Genomic DNA, 16,446 nt, shown 5'->3' on the forward strand with positions numbered 1-16,446 from the left:
GGTTCTACCGCTCGGATGAGAAATTGGTCTTCAGATAGGTCAGGATGACCTTCTTGGTTTCCTCATCGGGTTCGGCCATGCCCTGCTTTTCGACCATCCAGGTCCAAAGCTCATCCCAGCGGTGATCGGTCACGCGCTGCTGCTTGATGATCTCGGTCGAGTGGCAGGCGACGCATTGGTAAAAGGTGTCCTCGGCGCCCGGACCATCCGGCAGGCCACCTAACTCCACGTTGCCTTCGCCATCCGTCCCTTCCTCGGGGCGCGCCATCAAGGCCGTCATCGGGTCCAGCGGATCGGCGCCGGCGGGCCTCCCCGCAAGGGCCGTCATCGGGTCGGGTTCCGGCGCGGCCAGGGCCAGCCCGGCGCCAAGCGCCAGGGCCGCAACAGCACCCGCCCCCATGGCAAATAGATGTTTCATCTCTGCACCCCTTAAGTCAGGCCGTTGCCACAAGCGCGATGCGGTGCTGGATGTTGTTGGCATACCCGCGCGGGTTCCATACCGGCGAGAGGGGCGGCTGACTGATACCGTCGCCGTCGGTGGCACGCGCCCAGACCTCGTAGTAGCCGTGCTGCGGCAGGGTCACGTTCGCGCGCCAGCGTTGCCAGGCAAAGCGGTTGGCGGCAGGTTCCAGCGTGGCTTCCTGCCAGGTCTGACCGAAATCGACCGAGACATGCATGGTTGCGACATTTCCCTTGCCACACCAGGCATGGCCGCGCACCTCGACCTGTTCGCCGGCCTTCACCTCCGTTCCGGTTTCGGGGAAAGTGACGATGGACTTGATCGGCATGTTTGTCAGCACCACCATGTCGCTTTCGGGAACTTCGGTTCCCGGCGCCACGGGATAGGCTGGCAAGCGGTACGAATCGCCAGTCATCTTGGCGCCGTCATGTTCCTTGTCGCGGATCCAGATCCGGTTGAGATATTTCTGAGAGGCAGAGGCCGGATAGCCCGGCACGATCACCCGCAGCGGAAATCCGTGCAAGGCGGACAGCGGCTCTCCGTTCATGGCCCAGGCGATGATCGTATCGCCCTCCATCACCTTCGCGATGGGCGCCCCGCGCGAGATGACTTCCTTTTCCTCGTCTCCGCTCAGGTGGACATCGTTGCTGTAATGGCCGGTATAGACCGCCGTCTTCTTCAGGCCCGCTTCCTTCAGCACGTCGGACAGACGCACACCGGTCCATTCGGGGCAACCAACTGCGCCGACCGTCCATTGGTTGCCTGAGGTTCCGGGTTGGAAGAACGCCCGGCCATTGCCGCCGCATTCGATGACCAGACGGCTGGTGACGTTTTCAAAACGCGATTTCAGATCATCAATCGTCAGTACCAGCGGGTTTTCGACCTCTCCGTCGATGGTCAATGTCCAGTTTTCGGCGTTCTGGTCCAGGGCGGTCTGTGGCACCAGCCCGTTCATGCGAACGAACAGATGTTCGTAGGGGGTGATGTCGTCGTCCAGCAGATGGGCCGGCACTTCCGCATTCAGCGGACGGTCCCCCAAGACAACAAGTCCCTTCTTGCCGGACATCAGATCCATCCCTGTGTCCTGAGCCAAGGCCACTGGAATGATGCCGGCTGGCAGGTTTCGCTCAAACGGGATTGTCATTCCCAACATGGCACCCAAGGCCGTCAGACCGGTTGTTTTCATGAATGCACGGCGCGAACTTGAATAATGGTCGCCTCTGCTCTGAGGGTCGGTGGGGTTGGGATCGACGAGCATGATTTCTCCTTGCAGAAGATGGGAATTGCGCCGACAGGGTGTGGCATCAAGACTGCCCTCGGCCTCGGCGCGAAGCTATCGTAAGGAACAACTGGCTCCCGGCGCAGACCTCGGCAGCGGCCGTCTTGGCAGAAAATTCGGCGCGGCTCCTAAGGGCGAAGTTGCTCCGAAGCAAATTCCGCCTGCCACCGCAATGACTGGCGTTGCGGCCGAAGCCGCAGGGTGGACCAGATGGAACGCATCGTCAGGTCTCACGAATGTCTTGCCATGGCGATTGTTCCTCTGTTGCCTGTCGGCACCCGCGACTGGAAGGATTGCATTGCTGCTTGGAGCTTTCTCCTTCCCACCACAGCTTCCGCCCGCAGGGTCACAGCCGAAGAGAGTTTTTATTATATCCAGTTTCCAAAAATTGTAGGTCCAGTTTGGTTTTCGGGACCTTGGCAAATCTCTGATCCCGAATTTGATGGAGCGATCTGGTGCGGATATGGAAACAAGCGCTACGGGCAAGGCTTGGAACCATGCCGTCGCTTGCAGGTGGCTGAATCACTCGGTCCTCTACAAAGGGGCTAATCACTGGTTGACCGACAATTCAACAAGCCGAGGATCAGTGCGGCTTGTCCGCTGGCCGAAGTGGTCAGGTGCCCGCACGGTTTACATGTCATACGCGGTCACGTCGCCCAGCCTCAGTTCGGGAGTGACCAACTATGAGATCAATGAGGCTTTCCACATCCGCAGGGGAATTCTGTCCTATGGGCCCTCGAAGCTGAAGATCGCCAGGCTCCGTTCGCGTTCGTTGACGGCCAGCTTGCGGTTGATGGGCGCATGGGCGCGCGCCGGACAGTTCTGCCGCTCGCACAGATAGCAGTTCAGGCCGATGTCGACGGGCTTTGTGCGTCCGAGGTCGATCCCGTCGGCATAGATCAGGCGCGGCGCATAGGCGATGTCGCAGCCAAGCCCGATCGCCAGGCGCTGCGACGGCGCGCCATAGCTGCCGCCCGCGCGGGTGACCGTGCGCGCGATCGAGAAGTAGCTGGCGCCCTCAGGCATGCGGATCACCTGCGTCTGGACCTGGTTGGGCGTCTCGAAGGCCGAATGGATGTTCCACAGGGGGCAACTGCCGCCGAAGCGCGAAAAGGGAAAGCGCCCGGCGCTGAAGCGCTTCGACATGTTGCCAGCCCGGTCCACCCGCACGAAGAAGAACGGGATGCCACGCGCCTGCGGGCGCTGCAGCGTGGACATGCGGTGGGCCGTCTGTTCGAAGCTGGTGCCGAAGCGGTGGCTCAGCAGCTCGACGTCATAGCGGGTGCTTTCGCAGGCGGTCAGGAAGCGGCCGTAGGGCATCAGCAGCGCGGCGGCGAAGTAATTGGCAAGGCTGACCCGCAGCAGGCCGATTGCGGCAGGATCGACAAGTCTCGCCTCGACGACCAGGGTCGAGATGACATTGTCGGCCTCCAGCTTCGCCAGAAGGACGCCGATCTGGAAGCGCCGGCTCGGCTGGCCCAGCAGTTCGGAGAGAAGCAGTTCCTTGCGATGCGGGTCGAAGCGGCGCAGCTGGTCGCCCATGACCGGGGCGGGCAGGATTCGCACCTGGATTTGATGGGCGGCCAGGCGCATCGACAGCGCCACATGCGGCTCGCCGCGATGCAGGCCCAAGTCGTTCGCCAAGGCCTCGGCCGCCTCATCCAAGGCCTCGACATAATTACCGCGCGCATAAAACCAGGCGCGCACTTCTTCGACCGGACGGGAGCTTTCCGTCAGCACCTCGACCTTGTCACGATCAGTCATCGGATTGCTGTCACCTTGCACGCGCAGCATGGCCTCCCGATACCGATCGTGCAAGCGCAGGAAGGCCGCGGCGATCCGGGGTGAGGACTGCAGGACAGCCTCGATCTCGGCACGGGACGGGCTGCCCGCCTCCAGCGCCGGGTCCTTCAGGGCCGATGCGAAGTCGGCCGACAGCTGGGCATCCGCCGACGGCGCCAGTTCCGAGATATTGAGGTCATAGACCTCTGCCAGCCGCAAGAGCAAGCGTGCCGATACCGGGCGCTGATCGGCCTCTATGAGGGTGATGTAGCTGGCTGAGACGCCCAGTTCCGCGCCCATCTGCGCCTGCGTCAAGCCCAGGGATTGGCGCAGCACGCGCAGCCGCTGGCCGATGATCAGCTTTTCCGGGCGAGCAGGCATCGCAGGCATCCTTCTTACAATCTTACAACTTTGAAGCTGTGTTTGTGACCTTGCTGACAACACAACCCGTTTGGATGCAGCCAATGCTGCATCTGCAGCGTAACATTACTGACATAACATGACGAGGAATCATCGGAACCGACCATGCCTTTTTCCGATCATCGCTGCCAGCATTCCAGACCGACCGTGCAGGGGTCCGACAGGCGATGGTCCCGATAGACACCATGCCTGCTGGCCACCCGGAACCCGGCGGCCAGGGCAACATGCACCCTCAACCCACCCTGACCCAAGACCACTCTGCTGAAAGGAAATGCCATGACCAACCGAAAGACCTATTCGGCCCTCCGATCCGACCTGTTGTCCCGCTACCCCTCCGGTCAAACCCCGGCTGGCGTTTCGGTCGATGACATCGTGCAGCTGCGGCTGCAGAACACCTATGACACGCATCTGGACATTGCCCGCGACATGGCAAAGGTCATGCGCGCCGACATGGCGGCCTATGACGCCGATCCCGCGAAGTTCACCCAGTCCCTGGGCTGCTGGTCGGGCTTTCATGCCCAGCAGATGATCAAGGCCGTCAAGCGGATGCGCGGCACCGCCAAGGGCACCTATGTCTACCTGTCTGGCTGGATGGTGGCAGGGCTGCGCAACCGCTGGGGCCACCTGCCTGACCAGTCCATGCACGAAAAGACCGCCGTGGCCGATCTGATCCAGGAGATCTACGTCTCGCTGCGCCAGGCAGACGAGGTGGCGCTGAACGACCTCTTCCGCGAACTGAAGAAAGCGGGTTCGGACGATGAGCGCGCCAGCATTATCGAGCGGATCGACAATTTCGAAAGCCATGTCGTGCCGATCATCGCTGATATCGACGCGGGCTTCGGCAACGAACACGCGACCTACCTGCTGGCCAAGGAACTGATCAAGGCGGGCGCCTGCGCGCTCCAGATCGAGAACCAGGTCTCGGACGCCAAACAATGCGGCCATCAGGACGGAAAGGTCACAGTCCCGCGCGAGGACTTCATCGAAAAGCTTCGCGCCTGCCGCCTAGCCTTCGAGGAACTGGGCGTCGAGGATGGTGTGATCGTCGCTCGCACCGACAGCTTGGGGGCGGGCCTGACCCAGAAGGTTCCGGTCAGCCAGCAGCCGGGCGATCTGGCCAGCCAGTACATCAAGTGGCTCAAGACTGAGCAGATCACCGAGGACAATCCGATCCGCGAAGGGGAACTGGCGATCTTCCAGGGCGGCGAGTTCGTGCGTCCCATGCGCCTGCCGAACGGCCTGTTCCCGTTCCGGGACAACACCGGCCGCGCCCGCGTAATCGAGGATTGCATCGCCTCGCTGACCCAGGGTGGCGCCGATCTGCTGTGGATCGAGACCGACACTCCAAATGTGGACCAGATTGCCAGCATGGTGGCCGAAATCCGCAAGGAGGTGCCGAACGCCAAGCTGACCTACAACAACTCGCCCAGCTTCAACTGGACGCTGAACCTGCGCAAGCAGGTGCGTGCAGAGTGGGTCCGCGACCAGGAGATCCCCGAAACCGATTATCCCGACGGGCTCGAGCTGATGAAGGCCGATTATGACGACACCGACCTGGGCCGCGAGGCAGACGCCCGCCTGCAGCGCTTCCAAACCGACATCGCGGCTCGTGCGGGCGTGTTCCACAATCTGATCACGCTGCCGACCTTCCACCTGACAGCCAAGTCAGTCGACGAACTGTCGCGCGGCTATTTCGGCGAGGAAAAGATGCTGGCCTATGTGAAGACGGTCCAGCGCGAGGAGATCCGCCGTGGCATCAGCGCCGTGAAGCACCAGCACGAGGTCGGGTCCGACTTGGGGGACAGCTTCAAGGAAATGGTAGCGGGCGAACGGGCCCTGAAGGCGGGCGGCCACGCCAACACCATGAACCAGTTTGCGGCCGAATAGAAGCCAGCAGCCTGTCCCGCGCCGGGACAGATCCCCAAACCCCCGGAGAAAACGATGAACAAGCCGGATTTTGAACGGGTCGAGCGTGCCGACCTTGATCCCCGCGACCGCGTCATCCATCGCGTGGCCGATGCTGTCCACCGCCTGAACGAGGCAATCCAACGCGCCGTCAACGAGGGCGTCTCGGTCGAGCTGGTGCGCGTCTCGCGCCACCACGGCGGCAATGGATCCTGGGGAGACCAGGTCGTGCCAACGGTTCGGGAGAGTGACCGCGCCATAAAGGATGCAGCTTGAGGAGCCGCTTCGGAAACAAGCACACTTCAGGGCCGATTGGCCCTGAATTTCTATTCTCATAGGTCAATGGCAATTGCAGCAGCATTGTCCAATGGTGAATAGACCCGTATTGCTGGAGGCCTTCTTTGCTAACTTTGATGCAAGAAGCTACAATGGGCAATTAGGCCACCTCACCCACGACTTTGCACGTGACACGTTCGCGGAGATTGCTGGGCCCGGCCAAGTCGCTGGGTCGGTTCCCCTGGCACACGGATGCCGTCCGGGGTTGTTCACGTCATCAAGCCGTCTATCGCAAATGACTCTTCTGCTCCATGATTAGCTGCTGGCGCGATAGACAATCATTTAGACCATTAAGACTCTTGTTCTCTCCAGCGCTGATTGAACCAGGTCGAGACATCCCCTGGCCATTCCAAAGCTTTGCCACTGGCGTCCTTGAGAACACCGCTGTCGAACAAGAAACGTGCCATGGCCGAAAAGCGCTCCGGGTCGATGCTGCCCACGGGCGTGTCGCCATCGCGAAGATAACCGCCCTCGGTGATTGCCCTCATCGAGCCGTGGACAAGTTGGGGGTTCGGAAAGTCTCCGGCGGCGATCAGGACCTGCGCAGCTTCATCTGGATGGTCGGCGGCCCATTCGTAGCCCGCCAGCGTCGCGCGCATGAAGCGCCTGACCAGATCCGGATTTTGGACCAGGGTGTCCGCGCGCGTACCGATATAGCCTGTCTGCTGGTCAGGGATCCCAAAGTCGGCATAGGTGAACGAGGACTGCCTGCGGCCCAGAAGCGTGCTGTTCACGCCTTCCCAGGTCGAGACCTCCAGCGTGAAGTCCACCGCACCCGAGGCCAGCGCCTCATAGGCGCCCGTGCCCAGTGTCACGGTATCCCACGCCGGCTCGCCACCGTCATTGCGGATCATCGTGCCGATCAGCGCCTCCTCCCACGCGCTGCCGAAGCCGGCATAGGTCTTACCCGACAGATCTGCGGGTCGGGCAATGTCCGCATTGTCGCTGTTATAGACCAGCCGCCCCGGATCGTGCTGCATCGTGGCCCACAGTGCCACCATCTCTGCCCCACCGGCCTGCGCCGACATGAAGCCCAGCGAGGTCATGTAGGCGAAATCCGCGGCACCCCCCGCCAGCAGCGCGGCGGAATTGGTGTCGGAATAGGGCAGCAGTTCGACCTCCAACCCCTCGGCGGCATAAAGCCCACGGTCACGGGCTATGACCAAGCCGACATGATTGGTGTTGAGCATCCAGTCGAGCGCAACGCTGACGCTGGTGTCGGCCCAAGTGGGTATGGGGTTGGCAAGGCAAAGACCAAGCGCAAGCGGGCGGATCGTCATGGGGCGTTCTCCAGCAGCAGGGATTTCAATTCGTCGCGCAGCGGCGCAAGGGCGGCCTCGCTGCGCTGTGTGGGGGGACCTGGCACCGGGATTTCCGCCACGATCCGGCCAGGCGAGCCCGTCATGACCAGGATTCGGTCCGCAAGCCCGGTTGCCTCGTGAAGGTCATGGGTGACCAGCATGACGCCGCGCGGTCGGTCGGCAAGCCGGGCAACCAGCCAGTCCTGCATGCGCAGACGCGTTACGGCATCCAGGGCCGAGAATGGTTCGTCCAACAGGATATAGCGGCTGTCCTGCACGACGGTGCGCAGAAAGGCGGCACGCTGGCGCATCCCGCCGGAAAGCTGATCGGGAAAATGGCTTTCCGTCCCCTTCAGGCCAAAGCTGCGAAACAGCGGTGCAACGCGGTTCAGCGCTTCGGCACGAGACAGTCCTCTGACCTGAAGGCCCAAAGCGGCATTCTGGGCCACCGTCAGCCATGGGAACAGCCCGTCGCTTTGGGGCTGGTAGCTGATCGCGGGACTGGGGCGGGCAATGGCCTGACCATCCAGCATCAATTGTCCTGCGGCATCCAAGTCCTTGGGCAGGATGCCCGCCAGCCATTTCAGGACCGAGCTTTTACCGCAGCCGGAGGGACCGATCAGAGCGGTGATCCCGGTCATCGGTAAAGACAGCGACAGATCGCCAACCAGCAATGCCGCATCTGTGCGGATGGTCAGGCCGCGCAAATCAAGCATGGCGCGCCTTAGAGCCGCGGGCCGTCAAGCGGTCCAGAAGCCGGATGGCGCCCAACAGGGCCAGCGTCAGCGCCGCAGACACCACTACCGCCGCCAGCAGAAGATCGGCGCGAAAGTTGTTCTTGGCTGCAAGAATGTAGATGCCCAAACCGCGCCGCGCCCCGGCGTATTCGGCAAAGATCGTGGCCACGATCGCATAGGTGGCCGAGATCCGCAGCCCAGCGAAGAAGCTGGGCCGAGCCGAGGGCAGCACCGCGCGGCGGAAAATGGAAAGCCGTCCCGCGCCCATCGATGCAAGAAGATCCGTGAAGTCGGCAGGCGTCTGCCGGTAACCGGACAGCAGGCTCAGCAGCATGGGAAAGAAGGTGACCAGGATCACCAGCAGTACCTTTGGCAGAAGGCCAAAGCCGAACCAGAGGATCATCAGCGGCGCCAGCGCGATTAGGGGAATTGTCTGGCTTGCCACGAACAATGGCATCAGACCCTTTTTGGCCCAAGGCAGGAAATGCAACATGACCGAGACGAGAAAGGCGAAGCCGACCGAAAGCGAGAAGCCCAAGGCCGCCACCGCTATCGTGGAGAGCGCATGGGCGCCTATGTCGGCCCGGTTCAAGACCAAGGCCTGCAGCACACCAGAGGGCGCCGGAAGGATCAGCGGCGCTACATCTGCGAGTCGGCAATAGATCTCCCAGCCCGCCAGAAGACAGACGGCCAGAAGCAGAGGCGGCAGAATACGCGGCAGCATGACCGTGCCTCCGGGGGATCAGCGCGTACTTGGGCTGTTCGCCGAGGCCGTCATGTCGATCGTCACGTGCCCCTCGGCCGGTCCAAAGCGCAGAAAGGCCTGACACAGCGTCTCGAAGACCGCTCCTGCATCGCCTCGCAGCCGGGTACAGAAATTCTTGGAGCGCAGGAAAGTGCCAGAGTTCTTGAGGAAGTCGATGCAGCCATAGATCTCGTCCATGTGACGGTCCTGGCCCAGCACATAGAGCGAAAACTGCACATCGACGACAATGCCCAGAGCCGGCGCGGCCCGAACAGCCTCCTCCGCCTTGGCCTTACGTTCTGACAGGGACAAGCCTTGCGCGCGAGTTAGCGTCTCGCAACGACAGATCGGATCATCCGGCTCTCCGGGACAGCCGCGGGACAAGGTGACATGCATCGTCACATGATCCGGCTGGCGTGCCGCGCAGGCGAACAGGTCACGCAGGGCGTCAAACAGCGGTTCCGGCGCCCCCACCATCAGGGTTGAGATGTCATCCGTCTCGATCCGCAACTTGTCGCGATAGGGATCGAGCGCCTTAAGGCTGGACATGATGACGTTCACGAAATCGGACGTCATGGGATAAAGCGACACTTGGGCGCCAATGAACATGCTTGCCTCGCTCCGCCGGCATTACCCGGATCAGCTGAAAGGGTTCGCGCGAGTTCGCGCATCTCAGCCCCTGGATGGAGCACCCCCGTTGATGTGGGCCGGACCATGGCAACTGGCATGGTCGCTGTCAATGACGTGATGACGCCAGGATCAATGCTTTCGCTATCGCTCCATCTTCAGCGAGTTTTATGGCACAGCCGCAGCAGGGTCGCCCTCAGCAGCCTCTTCAGGTACACCTCCCCGGGTGTCAGCCGTAGCTCAGTTCCGAGTACCTTCGTTGATGGGCGTCAAGATCATTGCTCAGGATCTCTGCAAAGGCTTTGGCAAGCTTGGACAAGGGGCGGTGCTGCGGCATAACTACGGCAGCGGTGAAAGGGACGACTGGCTGGAACGGACGGAATGTCACCTTTCCGGCATCCCCGCGAGACAGCCGATAGCTTTCCGCACTCAGTGGATCAATGATCGCACAGGCCAGGCCGGCTTCGACGAAGGAGAGCAGAGGATAAAAATATTGCATTTCGAATCGAGGACGGAACGGAACATCTTGTGAAGCGAAGGCTTCGGCGGTGCGGCTGTAGGTGGGATGGGCGGAAAACAATGCCGCGATGTCACGCTCCTTCAGGTCCCGCGGCGTGATGACCGGGCAGGACGCCAGCGGATCGTCCTCCGGCAGCGCACAAAGGCATTGGTAAGTCACAGGCTCGAATCGGAGCAGGTTCGAATCTTCCGCCGCTTGGCCGCTAAGATCGGCGAGTCCGAGGTCGAATTTCTGGGTGGCCACCAAATGCCGCACCTGCAAGGAACTGCGCGTTAGAAGCGTAAGGCGTACGTCCTGTCGCTGCTTGAGAAAGTGCGTCGCAAGCTGCGGGACCAAGATCACCGAGGGCCCAGGCATGCAAAGAATCCGCAACTCTCCCTGTTCGAGATTGCCGATGCGGCTCATATTCTGCTCGACGTTGCGAAGGCGTTCCAGAATTTCGTTTGCCTCCTCGAACAGATAGTAGGCCTCGGGCACCGGCACGAGCCGTCCCGAGTGCCGCAGGAACAGCTTATAGCCCAACTCCGTTTCCAGACTGGCGATCATCGCGCTGATCGCGGGCTGAGTGCGATGTAGAATCCGTGAGGCCTCGGAAAATGAGCCGGTCCGCATGACCTCGCAAAAGACGACAAGTTGCTTGCTGTTCATCGCTACCTCCAATGGCCGCACCCACTATATAAATAAAACTTTTAGCTATGAATAATTTTCAAGTTCGACTTTATAGAGTTTTGCGACCTATCTTGCGGGCAACAAGACAGGCGCGGGAGGGGACCGGCGTCTCAGCGACAGGGAGGCAGCTTTGTTCCGCCGAAAGACGATGACCACGAAGAGATGGATGCCCGGCCAGGTAGAAAGCCGACTTGGTGGGGGCAAGCACACCGGCTGGCCGCGGAGGCAGCCATGAACCGACGTTACGCCGATGTCGTGCTGGGCTCGGTCCTGATCGCCGCCGCCATCCTGATCCTGACGCGCGACGGGCTGGCCCGGGGCGGGGTCGAGACGCAGCTCGGATCGATGTTCATGCCGCGCGTGGTGGCGGGGTTCATCCTGATCTTCTCGGCCATGATCGCGATTTCGTCCTTGCGACAAATCATCGCGCAAAGCCCCCTGAGGCCGCAGGAAACGATCGCGACCGAGGGCCTGGGCGGCGTGCTGATCTATGTAGGCATCTTCGCCGCCTATTGGTGGCTTCTGCCCACGCTCGGCTTCGTCGTCGCCACCTCGGTCGCGATGTTCGCCATCGCCGTCCTGCTCGGCGGTCGGTCGTGGCTGGCGATGGCGGCCGTCTCCATCGTCATTCCGGTCGTCACCTTCTATGGCTGCCGCGAACTGATCCGGGTCTATCTGCCCGAGTGGTCGTTGTGAGATCGCCATGCTGACCAATATCATCGACGGCTTCACAACGGTTCTGGCGCCCGCGCCGATGCTGGGTATCGCGCTTGGGGTCTGCGTCGGCATCGTCTTCGGCGCCATTCCCGGCATTTCCGGGATCATGGCCATCGCGATCATGCTGCCCCTGACCTTCTATTTCGATCCGGTGGTGGGCATCGTGACCCTGCTGGCGGTCTACAAGGCGGGGATCTATGGCGGCTCGATTTCGGCGATCCTGATCAATACGCCGGGCGCGGCCGCGTCCTTCCTGACCTCGCTCGACGGGCATGCGCTGGCGCGGGCCGGCAAGGCTGGCAAGGCGCTGTGCCTTGCGCTTTACGCCTCGGTCAGCGGCGAGGTGCTGGCGACGCTGGTGCTGATCTTCGTGGCCGCACCGATCTCGTTGCTGTCCCTCCAGGCGGGACCGATCGAAAAGGTCTGGCTGCTGGTCTTTGCCTTCACCGTGGTCGGCTCGATGACCGGGGAATCGGTGCCGCGAGGGCTTTTGTCCTGCTGCTTGGGGATGCTCTTCGCCATGGTCGGCATGTCTGCGGTGACGGGTGCGGCGCGCCTGACCTTCGAAATCCCCGAGCTGCTGAGCGGCTTCACCTTCCTGCCGCTGCTGATCGGGGTCCTGGTCATGCCCGAGGTGGTCGAGGGCGTCCGGCGCCGCAAGACACCGCAGCACGAGCTGGTCCTGAGGCATTCCCCCAATTCCGCCGACAACCGGCTCAGCTTTCGCGAATACCGCTCGGTCTTCGGGACGATCCTGAAGTCGACCGGCATCGGGACCGTGGTCGGTGCCCTGCCGGGCCTGGGGTCGAGCGCCGCCGCCTTCCTGGCCTATGGCGAGGCCAAGCGCGCGTCCAAGGAGCCGGAGACTTTCGGCAGGGGCTCGTTGCACGGGATCGCGGCGGCGGAATCCTCGAACAACGCCGTCTGCGGATCGAGCATGATCCCGATGCTGACGCTCAGCATTCCCGGCGACGACGTGACCGCACTACTGATGGGAGCCTTCCTAATCCACGGCATCACCCCGGGACCAACGATCTTTTACGAGCATACCAACACCATCTACGCCATCTTCGCCGGCTTCCTGATGGTGGACCTGTTCCTGCTGGTAATTGCGCGCTTCGGCTTCCGGTTCTGGATGAAGGTGGCCTCGGTCAAGACCTATTTCATCTTCCCCTGCGTCTTCGCCTTTGCCGTCATTGGCGCCTTCACCACCAACCAAAGCCTGAACGACATCCTGATCCTGCTGGTCTTTACCGTCCTGGGCTACGGGATGCGCCTTGTCGGGCTGAACCCTGCCGCCTTCATCATCGGCTTCATCCTGATGCCGATATTCGAGCAGAACCTCGATCAGGCGGTTTCCATCGTCGGCGGCGACTATCTAAGGCTGCTGGGCTCGCCCATCGGCTGGGGTTTTATCGCCCTTGCCGCGCTATCGGTCTGGTCGGCGATCCGCATGAACTGCAAGACGCGCTTACGCGTGCTCGCGGCTAGCCAATAGCCGGTCCCGGCCGGTCGACATCTCTTCCAACAGGAGCATCAAAAATGAAAAAGCAGCTTGCCCTCCTTGCCGCCATAGGCACCATCGCATCGGCCTTGCCGATGCCAGCCGCGGCCGAGTTTCCCGACAAACCCATCCGGGTGATCGTGCCTTGGGGCGCGGGCGGCGATTCCGACTTGACAACGCGGGTCTGGGCCGACGCGGTCGAAAAGATCCTGGGCGTGCCCGTCGCCGTGGTCAACAAGGCAGGCGGCACCGGGGTCATCGGTACGACCGAGGTCGTGAACGCCAAGCCCGACGGCTATACGCTGGTGAACGCCGGGCTGAGCAATGTGCAGGTTACGCCCAACTTCAGCGAGGTCTCCTATGACTTCGACAGCTTCACCCCGGTGGTGAAACTGTCGGCGGTTCCGCTGGGTATCCTCGTCGCCAAGGACAGCCCCTATGGTAGCTTCGAGCAATTTGTGCAGGGCGCCAAGGACAAGCGGTTGACGCAAGGCTCCTGGGGCGCGGCCTCGTCGGGGACGATCCTTGCCAGCATCGTGGCGCAGCAGGCGGGCTATACTGTCGATTACGTACACGCCAGTACCACCGCCGAGTCGATGGTCTCGCTGATTGGCGGCCATATTGATTCCGCCGTATCCTTTCCTCCCGCCTTCGAGCCCCATCTCAAGTCGGGCAGCGCACGCCTGTTGGTCGTGAACAAAAAGTCCGAGCAATATCCCGGCGTACCCAGTTTTGCTGATTTCGAGATCAAGGGCGATTTCGAGGGCTGGTCGGGCATCTTCGCCCCCAAGGACGTGCCACAGGAGGTGGTGGACAAGCTGGTCGCGGCCAGCGCGGAGGCAATGCAGGACCCCCAGGTCGTCAAGGCCTTCAAGAATATCGGTGCCGAGATCGATTTCCGCCACGGCGACGAATGGGTTGCGGACATGCGCGCCACCTACGGCATCATGACCGAAGCCGCCGCCGAAATGCGGAAATGACCGCCTGATCGGGCGCGCGGTTGTCGCGCTCCCGGAACGCCCTTGGCCGGTTCCAGCAGCACTGACAATTCGGAATGGACATGACACCGGACGAACGAAGCATCGCCGTCGTCGGCGGCGGTATCATTGGCGTTTGCGCGGCCCTTTATCTTCAGGAAAAGGGCTTTCGCGTCACCCTCATGGATCGGGCCGGAGCCGACTACCTACGGGCCTCCTACGGCAATGCTGGGAACCTATCGCCATGGTCCTGCGTGCCGGAATCCCTGCCGGGGCTGTGGAAGTCCGTCCCCGGCTGGCTGCTGGACCCGCTGGGACCGATGGCGATCCGGTTACGCCATCTGCCGGCAGCCGCCCCCTGGCTGGCACGCTTTCTGCATGCCGGCCGACCGGGCAAGATCGCGGCACAGGCCGACGCGCTGCGCAGCCTCTATGCGCCGACCGTCGATCTTTACGAAGACCTGCTGCGCGGCAGCGGACACGAGGAACTGGTCCGGCGCTGCGTCTATATCCAGCTTTACCGCGATGAGGCGCAGGCCGATCTGAACGTGCTCGGCCTACGGCTTCGGCGAGAACGGGGCGCGAATATCGAGCTTGTCGGGGCCGGTGCGTTGCGCGAACTGGAACCCGATGTCTCGCCGCGCTACCGCAAGGCGGTGGTTATCCACGGGCAGGGTCACAGCGTCAATCCGCAAAGGCTGCTGCGAGTGCTAGCAGAGCGCGTGGTCCGGCAGGGCGGGCAGATGTTGCGGCGCGATGTCGCCGGGCTGCGTCCCGGCCCCGGGGGCATCGAGATCGAAACCTCGCAAGGCGCACTGGCCTTTGCCAAGGTGGTGGTCGCGGCCGGGGCGTGGTCGGCAAAGCTGCTGCGGCCGCTCGGGCTGACCATCCCGCTGGAAACTGAGCGAGGCTATCACCTGACCGTCCCCGACCCCGGCGTGCGCGTCAACAATACGCTGATGGAGGCCGGCCGCATGGTGGTGGCCAATTCCATGGAAGGCGGCCTGCGCCTGGCGGGAACCGTCGAACTGGCGGGTCTGAGCGCCGCCCCGGACCATCGGCGCGCCCGCAACCTAGCGGTTCTGGGCCAAGAGATCTTTCCTGCGCTGAATGTCGAAAGCGCAACCGAGTGGATGGGCCATCGCCCGTCCTTGCCGGATTCGCTGCCGGTGATTGGCCGGATGCCGGGATGCCGCGACATCCTGTTAGCCTTCGGCCACAGCCACCTCGGCCTGTCCGGGGGCGCACCTACCGGCCGGTTGATCGCCCAGCTCGCGGCGGGTGAAATGCCTTCAGTCGATCTCGCGCCCTTCCGCGCCGACCGCTTCCGTTTCCTTGAATCACAGGGTAAGTCCACATGACCTTGCAACGCGGCGGCCGAAATATCTGCGGCATTTCCATCGGCGTGCTTTCCCTGGAAAGCTATTTCCCGAAGCCGCCGGGACATATCAAGAATCCCTCCAGCCTGCCGTTCACCACCGCCTACGAGATCCTCGACGGCATCACCGTCCCGGAATTGCTGAACCGCCCTAGCCCGGCCATGGTCGGACGGCTGATCGAGGCGGCGCAAAGGCTGGAACGCCAGGGCGTCCACGCGATCACAGGCTCATGCGGGTTCCTCGCGCTGTTCCAGCGCGAAATCGCCGAGTCCGTGCACATTCCCGTCTTTCTGTCGTCGCTGATCCAGGTGCCACTGGTCTGGCAGATGACGCGAGCGCCTGTCGGAGTATTGACCGCCTCGGCCGCTGCCCTGACGCCGCGCCATATGGCCGAAGTCGGAGCGGAAGGGGTGCCGCTGGAAGTCCAGGGTTTGGAGGACACGCAGGAATTTGCCAGCGTCATCCTGCGCAATGAACGCAACGACATGGATCTGGACAAGGTGGAAGCCGAGGTCATCGCCGCCGGACGCGCCCTTGTTGCCCACAATCCGGCGATCCGGGCGATCGTGCTGGAATGCACCGACCTACCGCCCTTTGCCCTCAGCTTGCAGCAAGCCCTGGCGCTTCCGGTGTTCGACTTGGTGACGCTGTCGGGGATGATCCACGAAGCCGCGCTCCGGCAAGCCTACAAGGGTTTCACATAGCAAGGCCAGCCCGGGATACTCGCGCCCGGGCAGTCGCGCGCTGCCAGCGCATCCGTCCGCGGTTGGAGAGCCGAGCACTCAGTGCTGGAGCGACCCGAGATCCCGCTCCACACCAATGCCTCCGAGAACGACCTGCGGGCCTGCGTGACCAAGCGCCGGATCTCAGGCGCCACGATCAGCGCCGATGGCGGGCAGGCTCGCGACGTGATGCTCGGCCTGATGAAGACCTGCCGGAAACTCGGCATCTCCTTCTTCGCTTATCTGGGTGACCGGCTCGGCCTCCAGGGGACGGCCGAGCGCATCCCCCCGCTACCCGATCTCGTGGGCGCGCAACCGGCGTAAACTCACTCCGCCCCGCAATCTGCCCCAGTTACCCCGCTCCCC

Annotated in this window: 17 protein-coding genes and 1 riboswitch; of the genes, 9 read left to right on the forward strand and 8 right to left on the reverse strand. The window is 62.6% G+C overall.

What is annotated here, in order from left to right; genetic code table 11:
* Positions 1-4 precede the first annotated feature (4 nt).
* Together AAIL68_RS13595 and AAIL68_RS13600 are read right to left on the reverse strand one after the other, a co-directional pair.
* Positions 5-418, reverse strand: coding sequence for a cytochrome C-552 (locus AAIL68_RS13595; RefSeq protein ID WP_347140318.1), 414 nt, complete (start codon positions 416-418; stop codon positions 5-7).
* A 16-nt stretch (positions 419-434) separates the two neighbouring features.
* Positions 435-1,718 (reverse strand): sulfite oxidase, encoded by a 1,284-nt coding sequence (locus tag AAIL68_RS13600; RefSeq protein WP_347140320.1) that lies wholly within the window; start codon positions 1,716-1,718, stop codon positions 435-437.
* A gap of 231 nt (positions 1,719-1,949) precedes the next feature.
* On the opposite strand from AAIL68_RS13600, the gene AAIL68_RS13605 reads away from it, so the two are divergent.
* The gene (locus AAIL68_RS13605; RefSeq protein WP_207467233.1) at positions 1,950-2,288 is read left to right on the forward strand and encodes a hypothetical protein; all 339 of its coding nucleotides are present in this window, start codon (positions 1,950-1,952) and stop codon (positions 2,286-2,288) included.
* A 177-nt stretch (positions 2,289-2,465) separates the two neighbouring features.
* On the opposite strand, the gene AAIL68_RS13610 is transcribed toward AAIL68_RS13605, so the two are convergent.
* A complete protein-coding gene (locus AAIL68_RS13610) occupies positions 2,466-3,902 on the reverse strand; it encodes a short-chain fatty acyl-CoA regulator family protein (RefSeq protein WP_347140321.1) in 1,437 nt (478 codons plus the stop codon).
* Positions 3,903-4,217: 315 nt separating this feature from the next.
* Here AAIL68_RS13610 and AAIL68_RS13615 point away from each other — a divergent pair, with 315 nt between their 5' ends.
* A complete protein-coding gene (locus AAIL68_RS13615; RefSeq protein ID WP_347140322.1) occupies positions 4,218-5,828 on the forward strand; it encodes an isocitrate lyase in 1,611 nt (536 codons plus the stop codon).
* Between the two features lie 54 nt (positions 5,829-5,882).
* The gene (locus AAIL68_RS13620; RefSeq protein WP_347140323.1) at positions 5,883-6,122 is read left to right on the forward strand and encodes a hypothetical protein; all 240 of its coding nucleotides are present in this window, start codon (positions 5,883-5,885) and stop codon (positions 6,120-6,122) included.
* A 350-nt stretch (positions 6,123-6,472) separates the two neighbouring features.
* Here AAIL68_RS13620 and AAIL68_RS13625 read toward each other — a convergent pair whose 3' ends face one another.
* The 5 genes from AAIL68_RS13625 to AAIL68_RS13645 form a co-directional block, all read right to left on the reverse strand.
* A complete protein-coding gene (locus tag AAIL68_RS13625; protein WP_347140324.1) occupies positions 6,473-7,462 on the reverse strand; it encodes an ABC transporter substrate-binding protein in 990 nt (329 codons plus the stop codon).
* Positions 7,459-8,199 carry an ABC transporter ATP-binding protein gene (locus AAIL68_RS13630; protein ID WP_347140325.1) on the reverse strand — a complete coding sequence of 247 codons (741 nt, stop codon included), beginning with the start codon at positions 8,197-8,199 and terminating at the stop codon, positions 7,459-7,461. Before AAIL68_RS13630 ends, AAIL68_RS13625 begins: the two co-directional genes overlap by 4 nt.
* Positions 8,192-8,812, reverse strand: coding sequence for an ABC transporter permease subunit (locus AAIL68_RS13635; protein ID WP_347140326.1), 621 nt, complete (start codon positions 8,810-8,812; stop codon positions 8,192-8,194). Before AAIL68_RS13635 ends, AAIL68_RS13630 begins: the two co-directional genes overlap by 8 nt.
* 150 nt (positions 8,813-8,962) lie before the next feature.
* On the reverse strand, positions 8,963-9,574 hold the full coding sequence (locus AAIL68_RS13640) for a YkoF family thiamine/hydroxymethylpyrimidine-binding protein (protein WP_347140327.1): 612 nt from the start codon (positions 9,572-9,574) through the stop codon (positions 8,963-8,965).
* Positions 9,565-9,671: riboswitch (TPP riboswitch) on the reverse strand. It overlaps the preceding gene by 10 nt.
* 150 nt (positions 9,672-9,821) lie before the next feature.
* Complete coding sequence (locus tag AAIL68_RS13645) at positions 9,822-10,760, reverse strand: LysR substrate-binding domain-containing protein (RefSeq protein WP_347140328.1); 939 nt, start codon at positions 10,758-10,760, stop codon at positions 9,822-9,824.
* A gap of 252 nt (positions 10,761-11,012) precedes the next feature.
* On the opposite strand from AAIL68_RS13645, the gene AAIL68_RS13650 reads away from it, so the two are divergent.
* The 6 genes from AAIL68_RS13650 to AAIL68_RS13675 all read left to right on the forward strand — a co-directional run bounded on the left by AAIL68_RS13650 (position 11,013) and on the right by AAIL68_RS13675 (position 16,404).
* A complete protein-coding gene (locus tag AAIL68_RS13650; RefSeq protein ID WP_347140329.1) occupies positions 11,013-11,477 on the forward strand; it encodes a tripartite tricarboxylate transporter TctB family protein in 465 nt (154 codons plus the stop codon).
* A 7-nt stretch (positions 11,478-11,484) separates the two neighbouring features.
* Positions 11,485-12,996 (forward strand): tripartite tricarboxylate transporter permease, encoded by a 1,512-nt coding sequence (locus tag AAIL68_RS13655; protein WP_347140330.1) that lies wholly within the window; start codon positions 11,485-11,487, stop codon positions 12,994-12,996.
* A 44-nt stretch (positions 12,997-13,040) separates the two neighbouring features.
* Positions 13,041-13,982 (forward strand): tripartite tricarboxylate transporter substrate binding protein, encoded by a 942-nt coding sequence (locus AAIL68_RS13660; RefSeq protein ID WP_347140331.1) that lies wholly within the window; start codon positions 13,041-13,043, stop codon positions 13,980-13,982.
* A gap of 80 nt (positions 13,983-14,062) precedes the next feature.
* On the forward strand, positions 14,063-15,340 hold the full coding sequence (locus AAIL68_RS13665; protein ID WP_347140332.1) for an FAD-binding oxidoreductase: 1,278 nt from the start codon (positions 14,063-14,065) through the stop codon (positions 15,338-15,340).
* Positions 15,337-16,062: an aspartate/glutamate racemase family protein gene (locus AAIL68_RS13670; protein WP_347140333.1), complete on the forward strand. Its 726-nt coding sequence runs from the start codon at positions 15,337-15,339 to the stop codon at positions 16,060-16,062. Before AAIL68_RS13665 ends, AAIL68_RS13670 begins: the two co-directional genes overlap by 4 nt.
* Positions 16,063-16,143: 81 nt before the next feature.
* Entirely contained in the window at positions 16,144-16,404 is a 261-nt protein-coding gene (locus tag AAIL68_RS13675) for a hypothetical protein (RefSeq protein WP_347140334.1), read from the forward strand.
* The last annotated feature ends 42 nt before the right edge of the window (positions 16,405-16,446 follow it).

The sequence above is a fragment of the Paracoccus sp. SSK6 genome (genome assembly GCF_039770665.1).
Lineage (GTDB): Bacteria > Pseudomonadota > Alphaproteobacteria > Rhodobacterales > Rhodobacteraceae > Paracoccus.